This is a genomic window from Cupriavidus sp. 291-E7 (assembly GCF_057798835.1).
In genome coordinates, this window is record NZ_JBYOJV010000011.1 from 204,851 (window position 1) to 224,443 (window position 19,593).

At 64.6% G+C, this 19,593-nt stretch carries 16 protein-coding genes; 3 read left to right on the forward strand and 13 right to left on the reverse strand.

Features of this window, described 5'->3' with window-relative positions:
* Nucleotides 1-18: 18 nt before the first annotated feature.
* From AC3FLX_RS20675 to AC3FLX_RS20685, 3 genes are all read right to left on the reverse strand, one after another.
* Nucleotides 19-1,323: a TRAP transporter large permease gene (locus tag AC3FLX_RS20675; protein WP_488699161.1), complete on the reverse strand. Its 1,305-nt coding sequence runs from the start codon at nt 1,321-1,323 to the stop codon at nt 19-21.
* Nucleotides 1,320-1,910 (reverse strand): TRAP transporter small permease, encoded by a 591-nt coding sequence (locus tag AC3FLX_RS20680; RefSeq protein ID WP_488699162.1) that lies wholly within the window; start codon nt 1,908-1,910, stop codon nt 1,320-1,322. The genes AC3FLX_RS20675 and AC3FLX_RS20680 overlap by 4 nt, the downstream gene beginning before the upstream one ends.
* A 113-nt stretch (nt 1,911-2,023) precedes the next feature.
* Nucleotides 2,024-2,809: an SDR family oxidoreductase gene (locus AC3FLX_RS20685; protein ID WP_488699163.1), complete on the reverse strand. Its 786-nt coding sequence runs from the start codon at nt 2,807-2,809 to the stop codon at nt 2,024-2,026.
* Between the two features lie 430 nt (nt 2,810-3,239).
* Between AC3FLX_RS20685 and AC3FLX_RS20690 the strand changes: the two genes are divergently transcribed.
* Complete coding sequence (locus AC3FLX_RS20690) at nt 3,240-4,919, forward strand: electron transfer flavoprotein-ubiquinone oxidoreductase (protein WP_488699164.1); 1,680 nt, start codon at nt 3,240-3,242, stop codon at nt 4,917-4,919.
* A gap of 107 nt (nt 4,920-5,026) precedes the next feature.
* Here the strand turns inward: AC3FLX_RS20690 and torA are convergent, their stop codons facing one another.
* The 5 genes from torA to AC3FLX_RS20715 all read right to left on the reverse strand — a co-directional run bounded on the left by torA (nt 5,027) and on the right by AC3FLX_RS20715 (nt 10,952).
* Complete coding sequence (gene torA, locus AC3FLX_RS20695) at nt 5,027-7,507, reverse strand: trimethylamine-N-oxide reductase TorA (protein WP_488699165.1); 2,481 nt, start codon at nt 7,505-7,507, stop codon at nt 5,027-5,029.
* Entirely contained in the window at nt 7,497-7,865 is a 369-nt protein-coding gene (locus tag AC3FLX_RS20700) for a molecular chaperone TorD family protein (RefSeq protein WP_488699166.1), read from the reverse strand. The genes torA and AC3FLX_RS20700 overlap by 11 nt, the downstream gene beginning before the upstream one ends.
* Nucleotides 7,866-8,141, reverse strand: coding sequence for a hypothetical protein (locus AC3FLX_RS20705; protein WP_488699167.1), 276 nt, complete (start codon nt 8,139-8,141; stop codon nt 7,866-7,868). It abuts the gene before it with no gap.
* Complete coding sequence (locus tag AC3FLX_RS20710) at nt 8,138-9,763, reverse strand: c-type cytochrome (RefSeq protein WP_488699168.1); 1,626 nt, start codon at nt 9,761-9,763, stop codon at nt 8,138-8,140. Before AC3FLX_RS20710 ends, AC3FLX_RS20705 begins: the two co-directional genes overlap by 4 nt.
* 283 nt (nt 9,764-10,046) lie before the next feature.
* Nucleotides 10,047-10,952 (reverse strand): flagellar brake protein, encoded by a 906-nt coding sequence (locus tag AC3FLX_RS20715; protein ID WP_488699169.1) that lies wholly within the window; start codon nt 10,950-10,952, stop codon nt 10,047-10,049.
* 313 nt (nt 10,953-11,265) lie between these two features.
* Here AC3FLX_RS20715 and AC3FLX_RS20720 point away from each other — a divergent pair, with 313 nt between their 5' ends.
* Both AC3FLX_RS20720 and AC3FLX_RS20725 read left to right on the forward strand, forming a co-directional pair.
* On the forward strand, nt 11,266-11,967 hold the full coding sequence (locus tag AC3FLX_RS20720) for a FadR/GntR family transcriptional regulator (RefSeq protein ID WP_488699170.1): 702 nt from the start codon (nt 11,266-11,268) through the stop codon (nt 11,965-11,967).
* 35 nt (nt 11,968-12,002) lie between these two features.
* Nucleotides 12,003-13,106, forward strand: coding sequence for an NAD(P)/FAD-dependent oxidoreductase (locus tag AC3FLX_RS20725; RefSeq protein ID WP_488699171.1), 1,104 nt, complete (start codon nt 12,003-12,005; stop codon nt 13,104-13,106).
* Here the strand turns inward: AC3FLX_RS20725 and AC3FLX_RS20730 are convergent.
* The 5 genes from AC3FLX_RS20730 to AC3FLX_RS20750 form a co-directional block, all read right to left on the reverse strand.
* Nucleotides 13,103-14,356 (reverse strand): MFS transporter, encoded by a 1,254-nt coding sequence (locus AC3FLX_RS20730; protein ID WP_488699172.1) that lies wholly within the window; start codon nt 14,354-14,356, stop codon nt 13,103-13,105. The two genes, AC3FLX_RS20725 and AC3FLX_RS20730, sit on opposite strands and share 4 nt — an antisense overlap.
* Entirely contained in the window at nt 14,302-15,405 is a 1,104-nt protein-coding gene (gene aroC / locus AC3FLX_RS20735; RefSeq protein ID WP_488699173.1) for a chorismate synthase, read from the reverse strand. The genes AC3FLX_RS20730 and aroC overlap by 55 nt, the downstream gene beginning before the upstream one ends.
* Nucleotides 15,406-15,499: 94 nt before the next feature.
* Nucleotides 15,500-16,279, reverse strand: coding sequence for a glutathione S-transferase family protein (locus AC3FLX_RS20740; protein WP_488699174.1), 780 nt, complete (start codon nt 16,277-16,279; stop codon nt 15,500-15,502).
* A 2-nt stretch (nt 16,280-16,281) separates the two neighbouring features.
* Nucleotides 16,282-18,186, reverse strand: a complete 1,905-nt coding sequence (locus tag AC3FLX_RS20745) for an MFS transporter (protein WP_488699175.1) — start codon at nt 18,184-18,186, stop codon at nt 16,282-16,284.
* Between the two features lie 107 nt (nt 18,187-18,293).
* Nucleotides 18,294-19,514, reverse strand: coding sequence for an ISL3 family transposase (locus AC3FLX_RS20750; protein ID WP_488694692.1), 1,221 nt, complete (start codon nt 19,512-19,514; stop codon nt 18,294-18,296).
* Nucleotides 19,515-19,593 lie beyond the last annotated feature (79 nt).

A 19,593-nucleotide genomic window follows, 5' to 3' on the forward strand; every position in this document is an offset into this window, starting at 1 on the left:
TTTTTCTTTCATGGCAAATCAGTAGCCCAGGTAGTCGGGCAGCCAGGTGGCCAGCGGCGGATACGCCAGCACCATCAGCATGGCAATGAACATCGCCAGCAGCATCCAGATCACCCAGGGCACGGTTTCCTCCATGCGCACACGGGCAATGCGGCACGACACCATCAGGTTCACGGCCAGCGGCGGCGTGAACTGGCCCAGCGCCACCTTCAGCGTCAGCACCACGCCAAACCATACCGGGTTCCAGTGGAACGCGTTGGCAATGGGCAGCAGCAGCGGCACGAAGATCAGGAAGATCGAGATGCCGTCCAGGAACATGCCCACCGTCATCAGCAGCAGCACGATCAGCGCCAGCACGCCGTACTCGCCCAGACCCGAATTCGCAATGGCGTTGGCCAGCGGATCGATCACGCCGAGCGTGGACAGCGCATAGGCGAAGATGCCGGCCAGCGCCACCACCAGCAGGATGACCGCCGATGTTTCCGCGGCTTCCTGGAAGATCGTGAACAGGTCGCGCATGCCGATGCTGCGGTAGATCACCATGCCGACGAACAGCCCATAGACCACGGCCACCACGGCGGCCTCGGTCGGCGTGAACCAGCCCGCGCGCATGCCACCGAGAATCAGGAACGGCGCCACCAGACCCCACGCGGCTTCGCGCAGGCTCTTCCAGAACGGCGGGCGCGGCAGCCCGGCCTCGATATGCCCCATGTTGTGTTTGCGTGCCAGCCATACCGCCGGCACGATCAGCGCCACGCCGGCCAGGATGCCCGGGATCATGCCGGCCGCGAACAGCGCAGGCACCGATGCGCCCGGCACCAGCACGCTATAGATGATGAATGCCACCGACGGCGGGATCAGAATGTCCGTAGCCGCCGCGGCGCCCACCACCGCGGCGCTGTACGAACCGGGATAACCGGCACGCGACATCGCCGCGATCATCACGCCGCCCACGGCCGCCGCGTTGGCGGGTCCCGAACCGGAGATGCCGCCGAGGAACATTGCCACCAGGATGGCCACCAGCGGCAGCATGCCCGGACCGCGTCCGACGATGGCGATGGCAAATGTCACCAGCCGCTGCGCCACGCCCGAGCGGTCGAAGATCGAGCCCACGAGCACGAACATCGGAATCGCCAGCAGCGGATACTTGGCCAGCCCGGCGTAGAAGTTCTGCGGCACGGCCAGCAGGCCGAACATCTGCGTATCGAGGTTCGACAGGCCAATGGCCACCAGCCCGCCCAGCCCCAGCGACACGCCAATCGGCACGCCAAGCAGCATCAAGCCGATGAACACCACGAAGAGAATGATGGCGACCAGCGTCATTGCGCATGCCCTCCGTCCTGCTTCAGGGCCTTCAATGCGCGGAGATTGCGCAGCGCCAGTGCCAGCGCACGCAGCGCGATGCCCACCGACAGCACCGGCAGCCAGACCGAGTACCACCAGCTCGGCACGCCAATGCCCGGCGAGGTTTCGCCGAACGTGTATTCATCCCAGGTAATCCGCGCGCCCAGCACTGCCAGCGCCAGGAACATGGCCGCGACGGCCAGCGCCGACAGTACCGCCAGCCGCTTCTGCCGCGCGGCGCTGCCACGCTCGAAGAAATACTCGATGCGAATATTGCGATCGCGCGCCACGGCCGCGCTGCCCGCCACCAGGGCCAGCACGATCATCAGGAAAACCGAGAATTCCTCGGTCCAGGCGAACGATTCGTCGGTGAAATAGCGGACCACCACATTGGCGAACGTGATGGCCACCAGCAGCACCATCACGATCACGCCAATCCAGTCTTCGATACGCGGTGAAATGCGGAATTCGCTGTCGCGCGCCTCGTCGGCGGCTTCGGGGATGATCACCGAATCGACGACGTGCTGCGGCCCGGCGTCGCGCCGTGCCTGTTCTTCTTGAGCCATGTTCTACCCCCGGCCTCCGGTCCGGGCCACCCCCCAGAGCCATGCCGGCCATCGGGGGCGATTCTCCTGTTGCTTATTCTTGTAGGCCCGTCCCCTCCCCGAAGGGTCAGCGGTCAGACCATGCCATCGTCGGCAGTGACCACCGCGCCGTTGATAAAGCGCGATGCATCGGACGCCAGCAGCAGCAAGAGGCCGTCGAGGTCTTCGGGTCGGCCCAGGCGCTTGCGCGGCAGCATCTGGATCAGCTTCTGCCCCGCATCGGTATCCCAGTGGTGGTGGTTGATTTCGGTGTCGATATATCCGGGGCAGATCGCGTTCACGTTGATCCCGTGACGCGCCCACTCCAGGGCCATAGCCTTGGTCATATGAACGACCGCGGCCTTGCTCATGCAATAGACACCAATCTGCGACAGTACCTTGAGACCGGCTACCGACGCAATATTGACAATGCGTGCCTGTGGCAACGGGTTGCCCAGCTTCTCCGCGCCCTTGGCGCGGGCAATCATGCGCTTGGCCACTTCCTGGGCCACAAAGAACGCGCCGCGCGTGTTGGTATCGAAGACGAAGTCGAAGTCGTCAGCGGTGACGTCAGTCAGCTTCTGCGTGGTGGAAACGCCGGAGTTGTTCACCAGGATATCGATGGAACCCGCTTCGGTTTCCGCATGCGCCACGGCGGCGCGGATGCTGTCCGGGTCGGTCACGTCCAGGCGCACCACGTGCGCGCTGCCGCCATCGGCCTCGATCGAAGCGCGCAGCTCCTTGAGCCGCTCCACGCGGCGCGACGCCAGGATGACCTTGGCCCCCGCGGCGGCCAGAACATGAGAAAACCGCGTGCCCAGCCCGCTCGACGCACCGGTCACCAGCGCGACCTTGCCTTCCAGATTGATCGACAAACCCATAGTTACCCTCGATGTGGGAGCAACCGCGCCGGCTCGGCACGGCCCGCTGTTCCGCATGGCGGGCGCCGGAGAAGGCACCTGCTGCCGCGCGGCCGCAGCTTATCAAAAAAAAGAACGGTCGTTCAAAAAAATGTCTTGCCTGAGGGTGTCGAGTCCCGGACAATGCCGAAGATTCTAAGAACTTGGTCCCCAAAGGGAAAGAGGAAAAACGCCTAGATCCGGCCCGGTAACCCACCGAATGCCCGATCACCGCGCATGCCGCACCGCGCTCTCACCGGGCCGCGCATGCCGCCCATCCCGGCCCTGCCTCGTTCCCCGCCGGCCACCGTTCCGCAGAGCACGATCACCGCATCCCACAAACCGCACGCCTGGAGAGGGCTGCAACCATGCGGCAGTATTGCCGCCCAGAAGAAACTGAGGGTTAGAGACAATGGATCAGCAACAGCTCGTCGAGCAGTTCGGCCCGCGTGAAGCGATGGAGTATGACGTCGTCATCGTCGGTGGCGGCCCCGCCGGCCTGGCCACGGCCATTCGCCTGAAGCAGCTTGCTGCGGAAAAAGGCGGCGACGTCAATGTCTGCGTGCTCGAAAAAGGCTCCGAGCCCGGCGCGCACATTTTGTCGGGTGCCATCATGGACCCCCGCGCGCTGAATGAACTGATCCCGAACTGGAAGGAGCTGGGCGCGCCGCTGAACCAGCCCGTCACCGAAGACAAGTTCCTGTTCCTGGACGAGTCCGGCTCCAAGGGTGCTCCGCTGCTCCCCGAGTGCTTCCACAACGAAGGCAACTACATCGTCAGCCTGTCGAACTTCGTGCGCTGGCTGGGCCAGCAGGCCGAAGCGCTGGGCGTGGAAATCTTCCCGGGCTTCCCGGCCGCCGAGGTGCTCTATAACGACGACGGCTCGGTCAAGGGTGTGGCCACCGGCAACATGGGCATCAACAAGGAAGGCGAGCCGACCGAGAACTTCCAGCTCGGCATGGAGCTGCATGCCAAGTACACGATCTTCGCCGAAGGCGCGCGTGGCCACCTGGGCAAGCAGATCATCGCCAAGTACAAGCTCGACGCCGGCAAGGACCCGCAGAGCTACGGTATCGGCCTGAAGGAACTGTGGGAAATCGACCCGGCCAAGCACAAGCCCGGCCTGGTGGTTCACACGGCCGGCTGGCCGCTGGACCCGGCCACCTACGGCGGCTCGTTCCTCTATCACATGGAGGACAACAAGGTTGCGGTCGGCTTCGTGGTGGGTCTGGACTACACGAACCCGTGGCTCTCGCCATTCGAGGAATTCCAGCGCTTCAAGACGCATCCGGAGATCCGCCAGTATTTCGAAGGCGGCAAGCGCATCGGCTATGGCGCGCGCGCCATCACGGCCGGTGGTCTGCTGTCGCTGCCGAAGACCGTATTCCCGGGCGGCGCGCTGGTGGGCTGCGACGCCGGCTACCTGAACGCCTCACGCATCAAGGGCAGCCACGCCGCGATCAAGACCGGCATGATGGCCGCCGAAGCCGCGTACGACGCGCTGCAAGCCGGCCGCCAGCATGACGAGCTGACCGCCTACCCGGCCGCGTTCGAGCAGAGCTGGCTGCACAAGGAACTGCTGCAGGCCAAGAACTTCAAGCAATGGTTCAAGAAGGGCCGCACCACGGCCACGCTGATGACTGGCATCGAGCAGTGGCTGCTGCCGAAGCTCGGCATCCGTAACCCGCCCTGGACCATCCACCGCACCAAGCCGGACCACGTGTACCTGAAGCCGGCTGCCGAGTGCGAGAAGATCGAATATCCGAAGCCGGACGGCAAGCTCACGTTCGACCGGCTGTCGTCGGTGTTCATCAGCAACACGAACCACGAAGAGAACCAGCCCGCGCACCTGACCCTCAAGGACGCCAGCGTGCCGGTCAACGTCAACTGGGAAAAGTTCGCCGGCCCCGAGTCGCGTTACTGCCCGGCTGGCGTGTACGAGTTTGTGCAGAACGACGATGGCAAGGAGCGCCTGCAGATCAACGCGCAGAACTGCGTGCACTGCAAGACCTGCGACATCAAGGACCCGACGCAAAACATCGTGTGGATCACGCCGGAAGGCGGTGGCGGTCCGAACTACGTGGGGATGTAAGCCTGTGGCGATGTAAGCCTGGCAACCGCGAATTCGAGTTGAACGCGAATTGAAAATGCCGGCCCGAGGGCCGGCATTTTCATTCGTGGTGGCGATCGTGGTGACGATCAGGCATCCGTGCCGCGCGGTGCCGTGAAGACTTGCACCGCGGGCACCGTACCGCGGAATTTCTCCACGTCGGCCATTGCCGTATGGCCGCAGTTCCCTTGCGCCAGCTTTGACGTGCCGATACCTGTCGTCAGATTGTTCACGTCGCCGTAGCGGCACAGCGTGCCAGGCTTGCCGGCTTCGGAGGGGTCATACCACCCACCCTCGCAGACGCGAATGGCACCGCGACGGATATCGTCAGTCAGCCGGACGCCGACCAGAATCTGCCCACGGTCATTGAAGACGCGAACGATGTCGCCATCGGCAATGCCGCGTGCCTTGGCATCCTCGGGATGCATCAGGCAGGGCTCGCGGTCCTTGATCGTATAGCTCTTGCGCAGCTCGGTGCCGCACAGCTGCGAATGCAGCCGGCTCTTCGGATGGCTACTGACGATATGCAGCGGGTATTTCGTCGTGGGACCACCGAGCCGTTCGAGCGGCTCCATCCACGTCGGGTGCGGCGGGCAATCGTCGTACTGCATCTTCGCGATATTCGTCGAATAGATCTCGATGCGCCCTGACGCCGTGCCCAAGGCATTGAGCAATGGATCGTCGCGGAATGCCTTATGTCGGATAAAGCCTTTCGCATCGTCACTGATCGGGAATGCCAGCGGCTTGTTGCTGTTCCAGAACACATCGAACACCGGCATTTCCATGCGCTTGCCGCGTGCCTGTACGCGCCCGGCCTCATAGAACGACCGGATCCAGGCCATATCGTCGCGCCCCTCCGTGAACGCCTTGCCAGTGCCCATCCGCTCGCAGATATCGGCAAAGATGTCGTAGTCGTTGCGCGCCTCGAAGAGCGGCTCCACCACCTTGCGCATGGCCACGATATGGCTCATCGAATAGTCGCCGATTCCCTCGATATCGTTGCGCTCGTAGCTGGTGGTACAAGGCAGGACGATATCGGCGTGCCGCGCGGTGGCGGTCCACTGGAAATCATGGACGATGAAGGTATCGAGCTTCTGCCACGCCTTCAGCATCCGGTTGCGATCCTGATGGTGCATGAACGGATTGCCACCGACCCAATACGCCAGACTGATATCGGGATACTTCGACCGCCTGCCGTTGAAGTCGTACGGCTTGCCGGGGTTTTCCAGCATGTCTACGATCCGCGAGACCGGGATCGACTCCGTGCCTCCCGTGTCCAGCCATGCCGCACCGTCCTTCGGCTTGGAGCCGGCGGTGATACCCGGCAGCACCGGACCGGTCGCCGTGGGACTGCCGCCATTGGCGTAGTGATACGTGAAGCCGTAGCCGCCACCCGGCAGGCCGATCTGTCCCAGCATGGACGCCAGCGTGACCAGCATCCAGTGGGACTGCTCGCCGTGATGCTGACGCTGGATCGACCAGCCCGCGGCCAGCATCGTGCGTTTCGCGGCAAACCGCCGTGCCAGATCGCGGATCGTATCGGCGGGAATCTCGCAAATTGCGGATGCCCACGCTGCATCCTTGGGCACACCATCGGACTTGCCCGTGAGATACGGCACAAAACGGTCGAAACCGGTGGTGTAGCGCGCCAGGAATTTGGCGTCGTGCAGGTTCTCCGTATAGAGCGTGTGGGCGATGCCAAGCATCATTGCCACGTCCGTATGTGGACGCGGGGCGATCCATTCGGCATTGAAGAACTCGCACGTTTCCGTGCGCACGGGATCGATGCAGATTACCTTGACGCCCTTCTTCTTGAGCGCGTCCATGCCCGGATAGGCGCCGTGATCGGGCACCTGCCAGCCGATCTGGTTCGTCACCATCGGGTCCGCGGCCCAGAACACCATCAGTTCGGTGTGTTCCTCCAGCACTGGCCAGACCGTGGGCTGCTCGTACACGTCGATCGAGCCAACCACATAAGGCATGACGACCTGCGCCGCGCCGGTTGAATAATCGCCGCTGCGGCTGACGAAGCCACCATTGACCGTCATCGCGCGCGACAACAGCGTCTGGCAGTTGTGCATCTTGCCGGGACTCTTCCAGCCGTACGAACCGGCAAAAATTGCCTTCGGCCCGTGCTTGCGGCGCACACGATCGAGTTCCTTCGCCACCAGGTCCAGCGCCTTTTCCCAGCTCACGCGCACAAAATCGCCCTTACCCCGGCCGGCCGGATCGGCGCCCGGCCCTTTTTCCAGCCAGGCACGCCGCACCATCGGGTAGCGGATGCGCGTCGGCGAATAGATCGAGTCGATCACGCCCGGCAACTGATGCGACGGCCTTGGGTCCTTCTCCCAGGGGCGTACGCCAGTGACCCGGCCATTCTCCACGCGCGCATAGAACGTGCCCCAGTGAGAGCCGGTCAGTACTTCGGCGGTGCCAGTCGGTGCCGCCACCTTGGCGGCGCCGGCGGCCAGCAGCGCGGGGCTGGTGCCCAGGGCGCCAGTGGCCAGCACACTCTTGATGAAACGTCGACGGGATGCGCTCGGCTCCCGGTTCTTGCATTCATTCGGCATATTGACTCCATTCTTGTGGTGCGGAATCCGGCGTGTGCTCCAGCAACACGCCGAGCAGTCTGGCAGTGGCGCCATAGAAGCCGTCGGGATCGTTCGAGTGGCATCGCTCGATCAGCGTCGGCACCCAGGCGTAAAGGCGTTCACGCATCAACGCGATGCCATCGGCGTCACCGCGGCACAGCAGATGCGCATACAGGGCAAGCTCCACCGCAACGTGGTCCGGTGGCTCCGCGCGGCTCGCCAACGACATCTCAAAGCGCGTCAGCAGTTCGTTCATCTCGTCGACCGGCTTGCCAAACAGCCGTCGTGCGGACGGCGCCGCGGCGTCGTCCACGTAGGCGCTTTCGTAAGGGGGCACCTATGGCGCACCCATCACGCCTTCGAACAGCCGGGTCCAGGACACTGCAATGTCCAGCGCCCGCGTGGAAGGCGATGCCCCGGTCAACGCCGCGCACAGCGCTCGCGCCTCTGCTTCGCAATCGAATTCTTCAGCGATGGCGTCAAGCATCGCCTGCCCGTCGGGCGATTGAAGCTGCGCGACGACATGCTCGGCCGGAGGCGCCGCCAGCCAGCCGGCCATGCGCTCGATCGTGATCCCGCGCAACGCGCGGGCCGATACTTGTGGCGAGGTCATTCGTCGCCGCCGTGAGGTTTGCCATGCGCGCCCGAACCCACGTCTTTCGAATGGTTCTGCAGCCACGACAGCATCAGGCGGTACTCGGCGTCATCGAGCGACGTATATCGCTTCATCGCGCCAAGCGTGCCAATCCACTGGTTCGCCAGATATTCTTCGGAGTGCGGCAATGCATGGCAGCTCGCGCAAGAGCGCCGATAGGTCTCGTCGCTGTGCTTCCACAGCTGCGCAAGATCCGCGGACAGGCCCGTCGATGGAATCCAGACGGTGAGGCTGCCCTGATGCCAGTCCTGCCCGGTCTCTTCATCGCGCTCCGTCTTGACGCGCTCCACCTTGGCAATCGCCTCGGGCGACAGCACGGCCTGCATGATGCGCTGACCCCTGAGCGCATACATCGCGCTTTCGGAGCCATCCTGCTGCCAGCCATCGACGCGCACCTGCACCCGCCCGGCGTCACGGCTCACCACGGTCAGCTTCGTTGCACCCAGCAGCTTGCCGGCCTCGGACGCGCCATTGGCGTCCAGCGTGAACGGCGTGGGCGACACGACGTACAGCTCGTTCCGACTTGCCAGCGCATCGGGCGATGTCGCCAGCGACGTCAGCCGCGAGGGTCCGGAATGGGCCTGGTCGGCAGGCAGCATGACCACTTCTTCGGTCCGGTTCGGCTTTGGTGCACCGGCGTTTGGCGCTTCCACGCCAGCCAGCGACTTCAGATAGACCGACATGGCCAGCCGATCCTCTTCGGAAAGACGCGCCGTGTTCATGACCACTTCCTTCATATCGCCGCCGGCCTTGATGCCGATGGGATTGACGCCCTGCTCAAGATATCGGGCGATGTCGCCGACCGACCAGTAGCCGATGCCCGTCTCATCCTGTGTGATGTTCGGGATGTACCCCGTGCCTTCCGGATTCGGTCCGCCGGAGAAACGCTTGGCGAACGGCACCGCGCCCATCACGTTGCGTGGCGAATGGCACTCCACACAGTGCGCCGAGCTTTCCACCAGGTAGCGGCCACGATTCCACTGCGCGCTCTGCGCGGGATCGTCGGGCACGGGCTTGCCATCGAGGAAGGCCAGCCGCCACAGTCCGACACCACGGCGAATCGAGAACGGAAATTTCAGATCGTGATCGGCTACCTTGCCGGCCACCGGCGGCAGCGTCTGCATGTAGGCAAACAGGTCGCGTAGATCGTTGGCCGTCATGCGCTGGTACGACGTGTAAGGGAAGGCCGGATAGGCGTTGCCCTTGCCCGGAATCACGCCCTCGCGCATGGCCATGATGAACTGATCGAGCGACCATGCGCCGATGCCGTCATCTCGATGCGACGAGATATTCGGCATGTTGAACTCGCCGAACGCGGTTTCCAGGGACCGGCCGCCACCCAGCAGGGTTTCATCGCCCTTGCCAACCGAAGCGTGGCATGTTGCGCAATCGCCGGCGATGAATTGGGTGCGCCCGTTTTTCAGGTCGGGGACCGAAGTGTCCGGCACATCCCGCGATGCATGCAGGAGCCGCCAGGTGCTGGGTGCCGTCAGTAACAGGAATCCAGTGATACCCACTAGCGCGACGATGGCGCCAATCGATAGGTGCTTGAATAGGGACTTTCTCTTCTTCGTTGCCATGCGGTTACCTCGTTGAGCAATCCGTCGAATGCCCGTAACCGTATGCCTTTCACGAAGGCAAGAAATTGATGCTACGCAACGGTAATACCACCTATGACAGTTTGGTGCAAAGTGAGTGGAACTCACGCCGCGCATCAGCGCGCAGACGCTGACCGTGCAGCGTTGTCGTGTACGTATTCGCGCAGTGCCTGAGCCTGAATCGATCGGGTCCCAACGGCGGACTGGTTTCCGTATGCAGCAGCGATGCAATCCACCAAACACTCGCCAGCCGAAGCCGGCGGACTCAGACCGGCATGCAGGTCGTGGCCAGCAGTTGCTCGTAGATAAAGCACTGCAGCAGTGTCAGTTCCCGTTCGCCGAGCGCGTCGAACGCCACGCCGAAGGCCGGAAACTCGTCATCGTCCTGCGCGGGTGCGCTGCGGACAGTGGCGTCGATCGTGACTTCCGCATCGAGCGCGCCAGTGCGCAACTGAAAGCGCAAGCTGACCTTCTGCCCCACCGCGGGTGCCGGCGACGACGTTTGCACCAGCGCGCCGCCGGTGCTGAGATCGGATAGCAGGCCCAACCGCGCAAGCCCTTCGCGCATGCGTTCGTCGTGGCTGGTTTCGGGAGCGTCGTGGTCGCCCTCTTCCACGGTATCGATCAGGTAGGCTGCCAGCCGCGTCGGCACGCGCGCCGCTCGCCGTACGGGCATCTGTTCCGTCTGCGCCGGGGCGGACAGCACCAGGTACCGGAACGGACTGCGGCATACCGCGGTCACCGTGGACGTGAAACTGTGGATGGCGTGCCCGGAGAAGCCGCGCAGCAACAGCGTTTCGCCCGCCGCCACATTCATCTCGCGGCCGCCCAGCGTCGGCCAGGTAACGAACAGCCCCTGCTCGATAAAACCGATCAGACGGCTGGCCGCCGCGCGCGACTGCTCGCCCGGCGTCTTCACATGCAACAGGGTGCCAACCTGCAGCCCCAGCGGCCCGCTGCTCAGGCGCGAACCGCCCTGAACATCGGGTTCATTGCCTGCCTCGGGCATGTCGTCGGGACGGCTGACCGTACCGTGGCGGAACACCAGCGCCAGGTCGCGCGCATCGGGGATGATGCTGCCGCTGCCGAGCATCAGATTGCCCTGCCCGTCCAGCAAGGACCAGGGCAATGGCTGCCCGACAGGCAGATCTTGAGGAGTGAGCGGAATCATGGCGAAAGGACGCTCCATGAAACGCGTGGAGCGAAAGTCGCGTCCACGCGGTAAATCGTGGTTGGGGGGGCTGCCTGCCATCACCCGAGAAGGCGGCACCAATCCTGATGCGTCTGCTATCGACCAATGTGACAGAACCTTGACCCCACCTTCGTGGCGTCGCCATTCGGGAAATACCCTTGTGGCGCCGACGCCATTCCGCCATCACCGCCGCAAACCTCGCTTGACGGCTATCAACTAACTCTGCAGAATCAGCCATCCAATGAAATCTGTCAGACAGCCTGACAGACTTTACAAACACATTCTGGCCTCGATGGACCGACTGCCCCGCCCCGCTTCGCTCGCCAACCGCATCGCCCAAACCCTGCGCGACGATATTGCCGCCGGCCGCTTTGCCGCTGGCGCGCGACTGCCCGCGGAAGCGGCGCTGGCCGAGACCTTTGACGTCAGCCGGCCCATCGTGCGCGAAGCCATCGCCCTGCTCAAGGCCGATGGCGTGCTGGTGACGCGCAAGGGGTCGGGCGCCTATGTGTCGGCAACCCCAGGCGGTCAGGTCTGGCGCGTGGCCAGTGCCCCCGATGGCGGACCGACGCTCGACCAGTTGTTCGAGCTGCGCCGCGTGGTGGAAACAGCCTGCGCCGAGATGGCGGCATTGCGTCGCACCGAAGCCGACCTGCTGGCAATCCGGGAGGCCCTGGGCGCCATGCAGCGCCACGCCGACGATTTTCCCAGCGCGGCGGCCGCCGATATCGCGTTCCATCACGCCATTGCCCAGGCCGCGCACAACCCGTGCTTCACGGGCCTGACCGATTTCGTCAGCCAGCAACTGCTGGTAGCGCGCCAGCGTGCCTGGGAGAACAGCGCAAGCCTGCACACCGCCGAGGGCACCCCGCGTGCCGCCGACGCCGAACACGCCGCGCTTGTCGATGCCATCGCCGCCGGCAACCCCGAGGCGGCGCGCGCCGCGGCATCCTCGCACCTGAGCGCCGCCGCGCGCCGGATGGGCCTTGGCTGATCACCCGAACCGAAAAGACAGACAGGAGTAGACAGATGGAAAACGTGGACTGCGTCGTGATCGGCGCTGGCGTAGTGGGGCTGGCCGTGGCCCGCGCCCTGGCCCAGCAGGGCCGCGAGGTCATCATTCTCGAAGCCGAGAACGCATTCGGCACGATCACGAGCGCGCGCAACAGCGAGGTCATTCACGCCGGCATCTACTATCCGGCCGGATCGCTCAAGGCCGAACTGTGCGTGCGCGGCAAGGCCATGCTCTACGACTATTGCGCCAGCCATCACGTCACCCACCAGCGCTGCGGCAAGCTGATCGTGGCCACCAGCGAAGCACAGGTCGCCACGCTGGCGGGCATCCGCGCCAAGGCCGAAGCCAACGGCGTGCATGACCTGCGCCTGCTCACCCGCGACGAAGCACGCGCGATGGAACCGCAACTCGAATGCCATGCGGCGCTGCTGTCGCCGTCCACCGGCATCATCGACAGCCACGGCCTGATGACCGCCCTGCTGGGCGATGCCGAGCAGGCGGGCGCGATGCTGGCGGTGCAGTCTCCAGTGCTGGCGGGCGAAGTCACACCGGACGGTATCCGGCTGGAAATCGGCGGCACCGACGGCGCAACCACGCTACTGGCCCGTACGGTCGTCAACTCGGCCGGGCTGACGGCACCGGACCTGGCGCGCCGCATCACGGGCATCGCGGCCGAGCACATTCCGCCGCAGTACTACGCCAAGGGCTGCTATTTCACGCTGGCCGGCCGCGCACCGTTTTCGCGCCTGATCTATCCCGTGCCCGAAGCGGCCGGGCTGGGTGTGCACCTGACGCTGGACCTGGGCGGTCAGGCGCGCTTCGGCCCCAATGTGCGCTGGATTGACGAAATCGAATACAGCGTGCCACCGCATGACGCGGACAGCTTCTACGCCGAGGTGCGACGCTACTGGCCGGGCTTGGCCGATGGCGCTTTGCAGCCGGGCTACGCGGGCATCCGCCCCAAGATTAGCGGCCCCGGCGAGACGGCCGCCGATTTCCGCATCGACGGCCCGCAAGTGCACGGCGTACCGGGGTTGGTCAATCTGTTCGGGATCGAATCGCCAGGGCTGACGTCGTCGCTGGCGATTGCCGAGCGTGTGGCGGGGTTGCTGGCTTAAGCCTGCTGCGCGGCTTCAGCGTGCTCGCCACGGAAGCTCATCGCCGCGCAGCCAGCCCCGATCAACGCTGCCAGCGCGGCGAGGCCGAACGTATGCATCGGCGCCAACGATTTCCACGTCCACCCCATGACCAGGCCACCGAGCGTACCGCCGACGCCGTAGGAAATTCCGGTGTACAGCGCCTGCCCCCTGCCCTGCAGCGGCCCCGCAAACCAGCGCTGCAGGCGTTTCAGGCTGGCGCTGTGATGCGCGCCGAACGTGGCCGCGTGCAGCGTCTGCACGACCGCCATCAGCCAGACGTGCTCGGCAAAATACCCCGTCACGCCGAAGCGAATCGCCGCCAGCACGAACGTACCGGCCAGGATCGTGCGCAGCGCCAGCGCGCTGAACATCCGGCCCTGATAGAAGAAAAACACGATCTCCGCCACGACGCCGATGGTCCACATCACGCCAATGGCGATCTTGCTGTAGCCAAGCTGTTCCAGGTACAGCGAATAGAAGACGTAGAGCGCCGCGTGCGCAAACATCATCAGGAATGCCGAGGCCAGGAACCAGGCCACGTCGGGACGCCGTAGCAGCGGCAGTGCGGGCGGCGGCTTTACGCGCGGCCCTTCGTCTTCCGCATCGCGCAGGCCGAAGACCACCAGCGCAAAGAGCGCGAGCATCGCGCTGGCCAGCCACGGAAAAGCCGGCATGCCGAAGTGCTCGAACAGGGCCCCGCCCAGCAGCACGGCCGCGATGAACCCCACCGAGCCAAACATGCGCACGCGCCCGTAGCGATGATCGAATGCGCCGTGGCGCCGCAACGTGGAAATCGTCAGCGCGTCGCCCAGTGGCGACATGGCACTGGTGATCAGATTGAGTCCGATCATCATCGCCATCATGCCGCCATAGCTGTGAATGCCAGGCACCGCAAGGAACGCGAGCAGTGCCGTGACCGCCGCCAGCCGCAATAGCCGGACGCGCGTATGCATGACGTCGGAAAGCCAGCCCCACAGATACGGCCCCACGATCCGGCTCAGCTGAAAGCACGCCATCAGCACGCCGATCTGTACCGGCGAAAAGCCGCGATCGGCAAAGAACAGACTCACATACGGCGAGATCACGCCGACGTAGCCGTAGTAGCCGAGGTAGAAAAGTCCGAAACGGAGATAGGTTGCCGGGTCGATCGACCCGGGCTGGTAAGGGGTGGCGCTCAGGATTTGACCTGCGCCGGAATGCGCGGCGTGTCGACGCGCACGTCGCCACACTGGGCACGATGGCGCAGCGCGTGGTCCATCAGCACCAGCGCCAGCATGGCCTCCGCGATCGGCGTCGCGCGAATGCCCACGCACGGGTCATGGCGGCCGAACGTCTCGACGCTCGCCGGCTGACCGGCCTTGTCGATCGACTCGCGCGCGGTGCGGATGCTCGAAGTCGGCTTGATCGCCAGCGAGACGCTGATGTCCTGCCCCGTCGAGATGCCGCCCAGCACGCCGCCCGAGTTGTTGGTGCGGAAACCTTCGGGCGTCAGTTCATCGCCATGCACGGTGCCGCGCTGGGCAACGCTGTCGAATCCGGCGCCGATCTCCACGCCCTTGACCGCGTTGATGCCCATCATCGCGTGGGCGATGTCGGCATCCAGCTTGTCGAACAGCGGCTCGCCCAGGCCCACGGGCACGCCGCTGGCCACCACCTCGATGCGCGCGCCGACGGAATCGCCGTCGCGGCGCAGTGCATCCATATAGGTTTCGAGTTCCGGGACGATGTCGGCATTGGCCGCGAAGAACGGATTCTCCGGCACGTGCTTCCAGTCCGTGAACGGCACTTCCACCTCACCGAGTTGCGACATATAGCCGCGAATCTCGGTGCCGTACTGCTCGCGCAGCCACTTCTTGGCAATCGCCGCCGCCGCCACCACCGGCGCGGTCAGGCGCGCCGACGAACGGCCGCCGCCGCGATAGTCGCGGATACCGTACTTGTGCCAGTAGGTGTAGTCAGCATGCCCCGGCCGGAAGGTCTCGACGATGTTGCCGTAGTCCTTGCTGCGCTGGTCCGTGTTGCGGATCAGCAGGCAGATCGGCGTGCCGGTGGTCTTGCCCTCGAATACGCCGGACAGGATTTCAACCTGGTCGGGTTCCTGGCGCTGCGTCACGTGGCGCGACGTGCCGGGCTTGCGGCGGTCGAGGTCGATCTGGATGTCGGCCTCGGTCAGCGACATCCCCGGCGGGCAGCCATCCACAACCGCGCCAATGGCAGGTCCGTGCGATTCGCCGAACGTGGTGACTGTGAAAAGCAGGCCGAGGGTATTGCCGGACATGGTTGAAATGCGCAGGAATTGGGGGACGGGCTACATTGTACGGCCATTAGCGCCTTGCACACGGATTAGCGTCAGCGCCCCCCTCCGCTCAGGCTCAGGCGCCGGCGGCGGCCTCGGCGGCCCCCACTCCCGCCGCGGGCTTTCCAAAATCGGGCGCAAACACCCCGCCGCCCACGAAATCGGGATAGAACTGTGCCCGCATGCGCGCCAGATAGGCCTGCAGATTGGCATGAGACTCGGCGGCCGCCCGGATCGGCGTCTCGAAGACCGGCGACTGCAGGCTGGCCGCGAACGCGAACAACGTGGCGTCGGCGCCGCATGGCCGGTCGCCCATCAGATAGGGCTTTTCGCCCAGGATGTCGGCGATGGACTTGACGCCCTGAATCGCCAGGGCAGCCATGTCGTCCTCGCTGTGGCGGCCCAGACCCTGGGACCACAACATCTGCCGCACGCGGCGCTTGACCAGCGCCTTGACCATGCCGCGCAGCGGCCCCGGCACCATGCTGAAGAACTTTGCCGGACCACGCTCGAAATTGTCACCGTCCAGCCAGCGCACGCGGGCCACTGCCCAGTAAAGATTGTCCTCCAGCAGCTTTTCGACGGCCCAGGCCGTGCCCCGCTCGGCCGGCGTCAGGCCCTCGTCGAAATCGATGTGGTAGGTCTTCTCGATATGCCAGCGGATCAGCGTGGAATCGGCAACGAGCCGCCCCATGTCATCCAGGTACGGCAGCTTGCCCTTCGGCGCACGCCGCAGGTTGCCGCGCTTGGTCTGGTACGGCAGGCCCGCCAGCTTCAGCAGCATCTCGGCCTTGATGACGAACGGGCTGGCATCGGGCAGGCCGAACGCCGGGCCGAACGTGAAGAGCGTGATCATCGTTATTTCCAGTCGCCGCGCAGGGCAAGAACCATCTGCTGAAGGCTCTCCGGCGTGGCCGCCTCCGGAGCCACTGGCTCGCCCACCACCAGTTCGAGCTTGCTCAGGATGCCGCGCCGGAATGGGCGGGTCATCGCCGGTGCGCCCTTGCGAGAGAAGAAGCTGCCCCACAGCCCGCGCAGCGCCATCGGCACCACGGGCACCGGCGTACGCTGAATGATCTGCGAAACGCCCGACTTGAACGGGTTGATATCGCCGGTGGCCGTGATCTTGCCCTCCGGGAAGATGCAGACCAGTTCGCCATCCGCCAGCGCGGCGGCCACGGCGTCGTAGGCACGCTCCAGCAGTTCGGGGTTCTCGCGCAACGGAGCAATCGGAATGGCCTTGGCCTGCCGGAAGAACCACGACAAGCCCGGCACCTTGAAGATGTTGTGATCCATCACGAAGCGCACCGGCCGCGGGCTCGCCGCCATCAGCACCACGGCATCGGCAAAGCTCACGTGATTGCAGACCAGTACGGCGGCGCCGTCTTCCGGAATCCGCTCGGCATTGATGCGACGCAACCGGTAGATCGTATGCACCAGCAGCCAGGCGATGAAACGCAGCAGAAACTCGGGTACCAGCGTGTAGATGTAGGCCGCGACGAAGGCATTGAGCAGCCCCACCACCAGGAACAGCTGCGGAATCGAATAGCCTGCCTGGGTCATGAACACGCCCAGCAGCGACGCGCCGATCATGAAGAAGCTGTTCAGGATATTGTTGGCGGCGATGATCCGGGCGCGGTGCGTGGGAGCGGACCGGCTCTGGATCAGCGCGTAGAGCGGCACGCTGTAGAAGCCGCCGAACATCGCCACGCAGAACAGGTCGAACAGCACGCGCCAGTGGCCCGGCTGCGCCAGGAAGCCGCCCACACCGCTCAGGGCGGCGCCCGTTGCCTGGCCATGCGTGGCGAAATAGAGATCGACGGCGAACACCGTCATGCCGATCGACCCGAACGGCACGAGGCCGATTTCCACATGGCGCCCGGACAGGCGTTCGCAAAGCAGCGATCCCGTGCCGATGCCGATCGAGAATACGGCCAGCAGCAGCGTGACCACGTTCTGGTCGCCGCCGAGCACATCCTTGGCAAAGCTGAAAAACGACGTCAGGAAGGTGGCGCCCAAAAACCAGAGCCACGAAATGCCGAGCAGGCTGAGAAACACCACGCGGCTTTCGCGGGCGAGAATCAGGTTGCGCCAGGTCTCGGTGAACGGGTTCCAGTTGATACGCAGGTCCGGCTGCGGCGCTGGCGACAACGGCACGCCCTGCGACACCGCCCGGCCCGTCACCGCAATGGCCACGCAGGCAATGCCGACGTAGAGCGGCCCCACGATCGTGCCGTCGCCCCCCGTCAGGCCCGCCAGCTCGCCGCCCAGCAGCGTGCCGAGCAGGATGGCGACGAAGGTGCCCATTTCCACAAGTCCGTTGCCGCCAACCAGCTCGGTCTGATCCAGGTGCTGCGGCAGGTAGGCGAACTTGACCGGCCCGAACAGCGTGGAATGCAGCCCCATCAGGAACGTGCCCGTGTAGAGCAACGTGGCGCTGTGCAGGTAGAAGCCGGCAAGCCCCACCAGCATGATGCCGATCTCCAGCGACTTGACCAGGCGGATCAGCCGCGACTTCTCGATCTTGTCGGCGATCTGTCCGCTGGTAGCGGAAAACAGCACGAATGGCGCAATGAAGATTGCCGAGATCAGGAACGCTGCGCTATGGGGATCCACGCCGTCGAACAGCGCGGCGTGATAGGTGACCAGAGAGGTGAAGGCGACCTTGAAGACGTTGTCGTTCATGGCCCCGAGGAACTGCGTCCAGAAGAACGGGGCGAAACGGCGCACGCCAAGCAGGCGAAACTGGCTTTGTTGGCTCATCAATGGCAAACAGGATGTGGACCCCGGTGACCCGCCGGGGCATCAGTTCGCCGCCATCATGCCAGCAGCCGGCGGTATCGGCTATGGGATAGGCACTAAAAAAAGGTTCAACGAGGAATTCCGGGGAAGGCAGCCTTGATCTTCAGGAAGAAGTATTCCTCGTCGCGGTAGCCGTAGGCCCTACGCTTGATGACCTTGATGGTGTTGTTGATGCCCTCTACGACGCTCGTGTTCAGCGGGTGCCGGCATCGGGCGATGATGCCGTGCCAATAGGCTTTCAGGCGCTGGGCGAACAGTTCGAGAGCCGGAATCCGGCTCTGGCTTGCCTGTTCACACCAATGCTCCCACGCCTTTTGCGCCCATCCCGGGCGGCGGTAGAACCACAGCCGCTTGAGCTCGTCTCTCAGGATGTAGACCGTCAGCAACGGCTGATTGGCCTGCAGCACCTCGTTCAGATGCACGGCTTGAGGGTCGCTCAGGTTCTCCTTGTTGCGCAGCAGTAGCCAGCGCGTGGACTTGAGTACCCGTCTGGCCGGACGGTCGTGCCGCAGGCGGTTGGCCTGATCTACACGGACCCGGTCGATCACCTCGCGCCCGTACTTGGCCACGACGTGGAAGAGGTCGAAGACCACCTCAGCCTGCGGGCAATGCTCGCGGATCTCCAGTTCATAGGCGGTCGTCATGTCGATGGCAACGGCCTCGATGCGCTCTGCCGCGCCTGCCGGGAGTTGCGCAAAGAAGGCGCGCGCCGTCTCGCGCGAGCGGCCCTGACCGATCCAGAGCACTTGCCGCCCAATCGGATCGACCACCACCGTCGCATAGCGATGGCCCTTGTGCAGCGCGAATTCGTCCATGGCCAGGTAGCGGATGCTGGACCAGTCCGGCTCGACGACTGCCTCGCGCAGGCGCGCCTTGTCGATCGTCTTGACGGTATGCCAGCCCAGGTCATAGAAAGCCGCCACGGCCTGCACCGTGCAGTGACGCAGCAACTGCCCGCAGGCCTGCGCCAGCCTGGCTGTGACACGCTGGTAGCGCCCAAGCCATTCGAGCCGCTCGAGTCGCGGCCCCCCGCATTGATCGCACCAGACGCGCCTGCGGGGGACATGCAGCACCACCCGGTACTCGAACAGCGGAAGATCGCGCACGCGCCGCACCACCGTTTCATGGACCTGCCGGCACTTCGATCCGCATTCCTCGCAGTACATGACCTTGCTGACTGGCTTCAAGTACAGCGCCAGCGTACGGCTCTCCCCTTCAGGCCATACCACCCGATCCAGCCTGTAGCCATCCCAGCAGCCCAAGGCCTGCAGCGTCTTCCGATCCAGCATCCCGTTCCTCAACAGCCGTCTTAACGGCCATTAGGATACGGAATGTGGCAATTCAGTCCCCGGAATTCTCCGAAGAACC

What these genes read in the sequence shown, in the direction of transcription:
- AC3FLX_RS20685 (WP_488699163.1), bottom strand. Translation starts at nt 2,809, where the DNA reads ATGGGTTTGTCGATCAATCTGGAAGGCAAGGTCGCGCTGGTGACCGGT.
- AC3FLX_RS20690 (WP_488699164.1), top strand. Translation starts at nt 3,240, where the DNA reads ATGGATCAGCAACAGCTCGTCGAGCAGTTCGGCCCGCGTGAAGCGATG.
- aroC (WP_488699173.1), bottom strand. Translation starts at nt 15,405, where the DNA reads ATGTCCGGCAATACCCTCGGCCTGCTTTTCACAGTCACCACGTTCGGC.
- AC3FLX_RS20725 (WP_488699171.1), top strand. Translation starts at nt 12,003, where the DNA reads ATGGAAAACGTGGACTGCGTCGTGATCGGCGCTGGCGTAGTGGGGCTG.
- AC3FLX_RS20710 (WP_488699168.1), bottom strand. Translation starts at nt 9,763, where the DNA reads ATGGCAACGAAGAAGAGAAAGTCCCTATTCAAGCACCTATCGATTGGC.
- AC3FLX_RS20675 (WP_488699161.1), bottom strand. Translation starts at nt 1,323, where the DNA reads ATGACGCTGGTCGCCATCATTCTCTTCGTGGTGTTCATCGGCTTGATG.
- AC3FLX_RS20705 (WP_488699167.1), bottom strand. Translation starts at nt 8,141, where the DNA reads ATGACCTCGCCACAAGTATCGGCCCGCGCGTTGCGCGGGATCACGATC.
- AC3FLX_RS20715 (WP_488699169.1), bottom strand. Translation starts at nt 10,952, where the DNA reads ATGATTCCGCTCACTCCTCAAGATCTGCCTGTCGGGCAGCCATTGCCC.
- torA (WP_488699165.1), bottom strand. Translation starts at nt 7,507, where the DNA reads ATGCCGAATGAATGCAAGAACCGGGAGCCGAGCGCATCCCGTCGACGT.
- AC3FLX_RS20745 (WP_488699175.1), bottom strand. Translation starts at nt 18,186, where the DNA reads ATGAGCCAACAAAGCCAGTTTCGCCTGCTTGGCGTGCGCCGTTTCGCC.
- AC3FLX_RS20720 (WP_488699170.1), top strand. Translation starts at nt 11,266, where the DNA reads ATGGACCGACTGCCCCGCCCCGCTTCGCTCGCCAACCGCATCGCCCAA.
- AC3FLX_RS20680 (WP_488699162.1), bottom strand. Translation starts at nt 1,910, where the DNA reads ATGGCTCAAGAAGAACAGGCACGGCGCGACGCCGGGCCGCAGCACGTC.
- AC3FLX_RS20740 (WP_488699174.1), bottom strand. Translation starts at nt 16,279, where the DNA reads ATGATCACGCTCTTCACGTTCGGCCCGGCGTTCGGCCTGCCCGATGCC.
- AC3FLX_RS20750 (WP_488694692.1), bottom strand. Translation starts at nt 19,514, where the DNA reads ATGCTGGATCGGAAGACGCTGCAGGCCTTGGGCTGCTGGGATGGCTAC.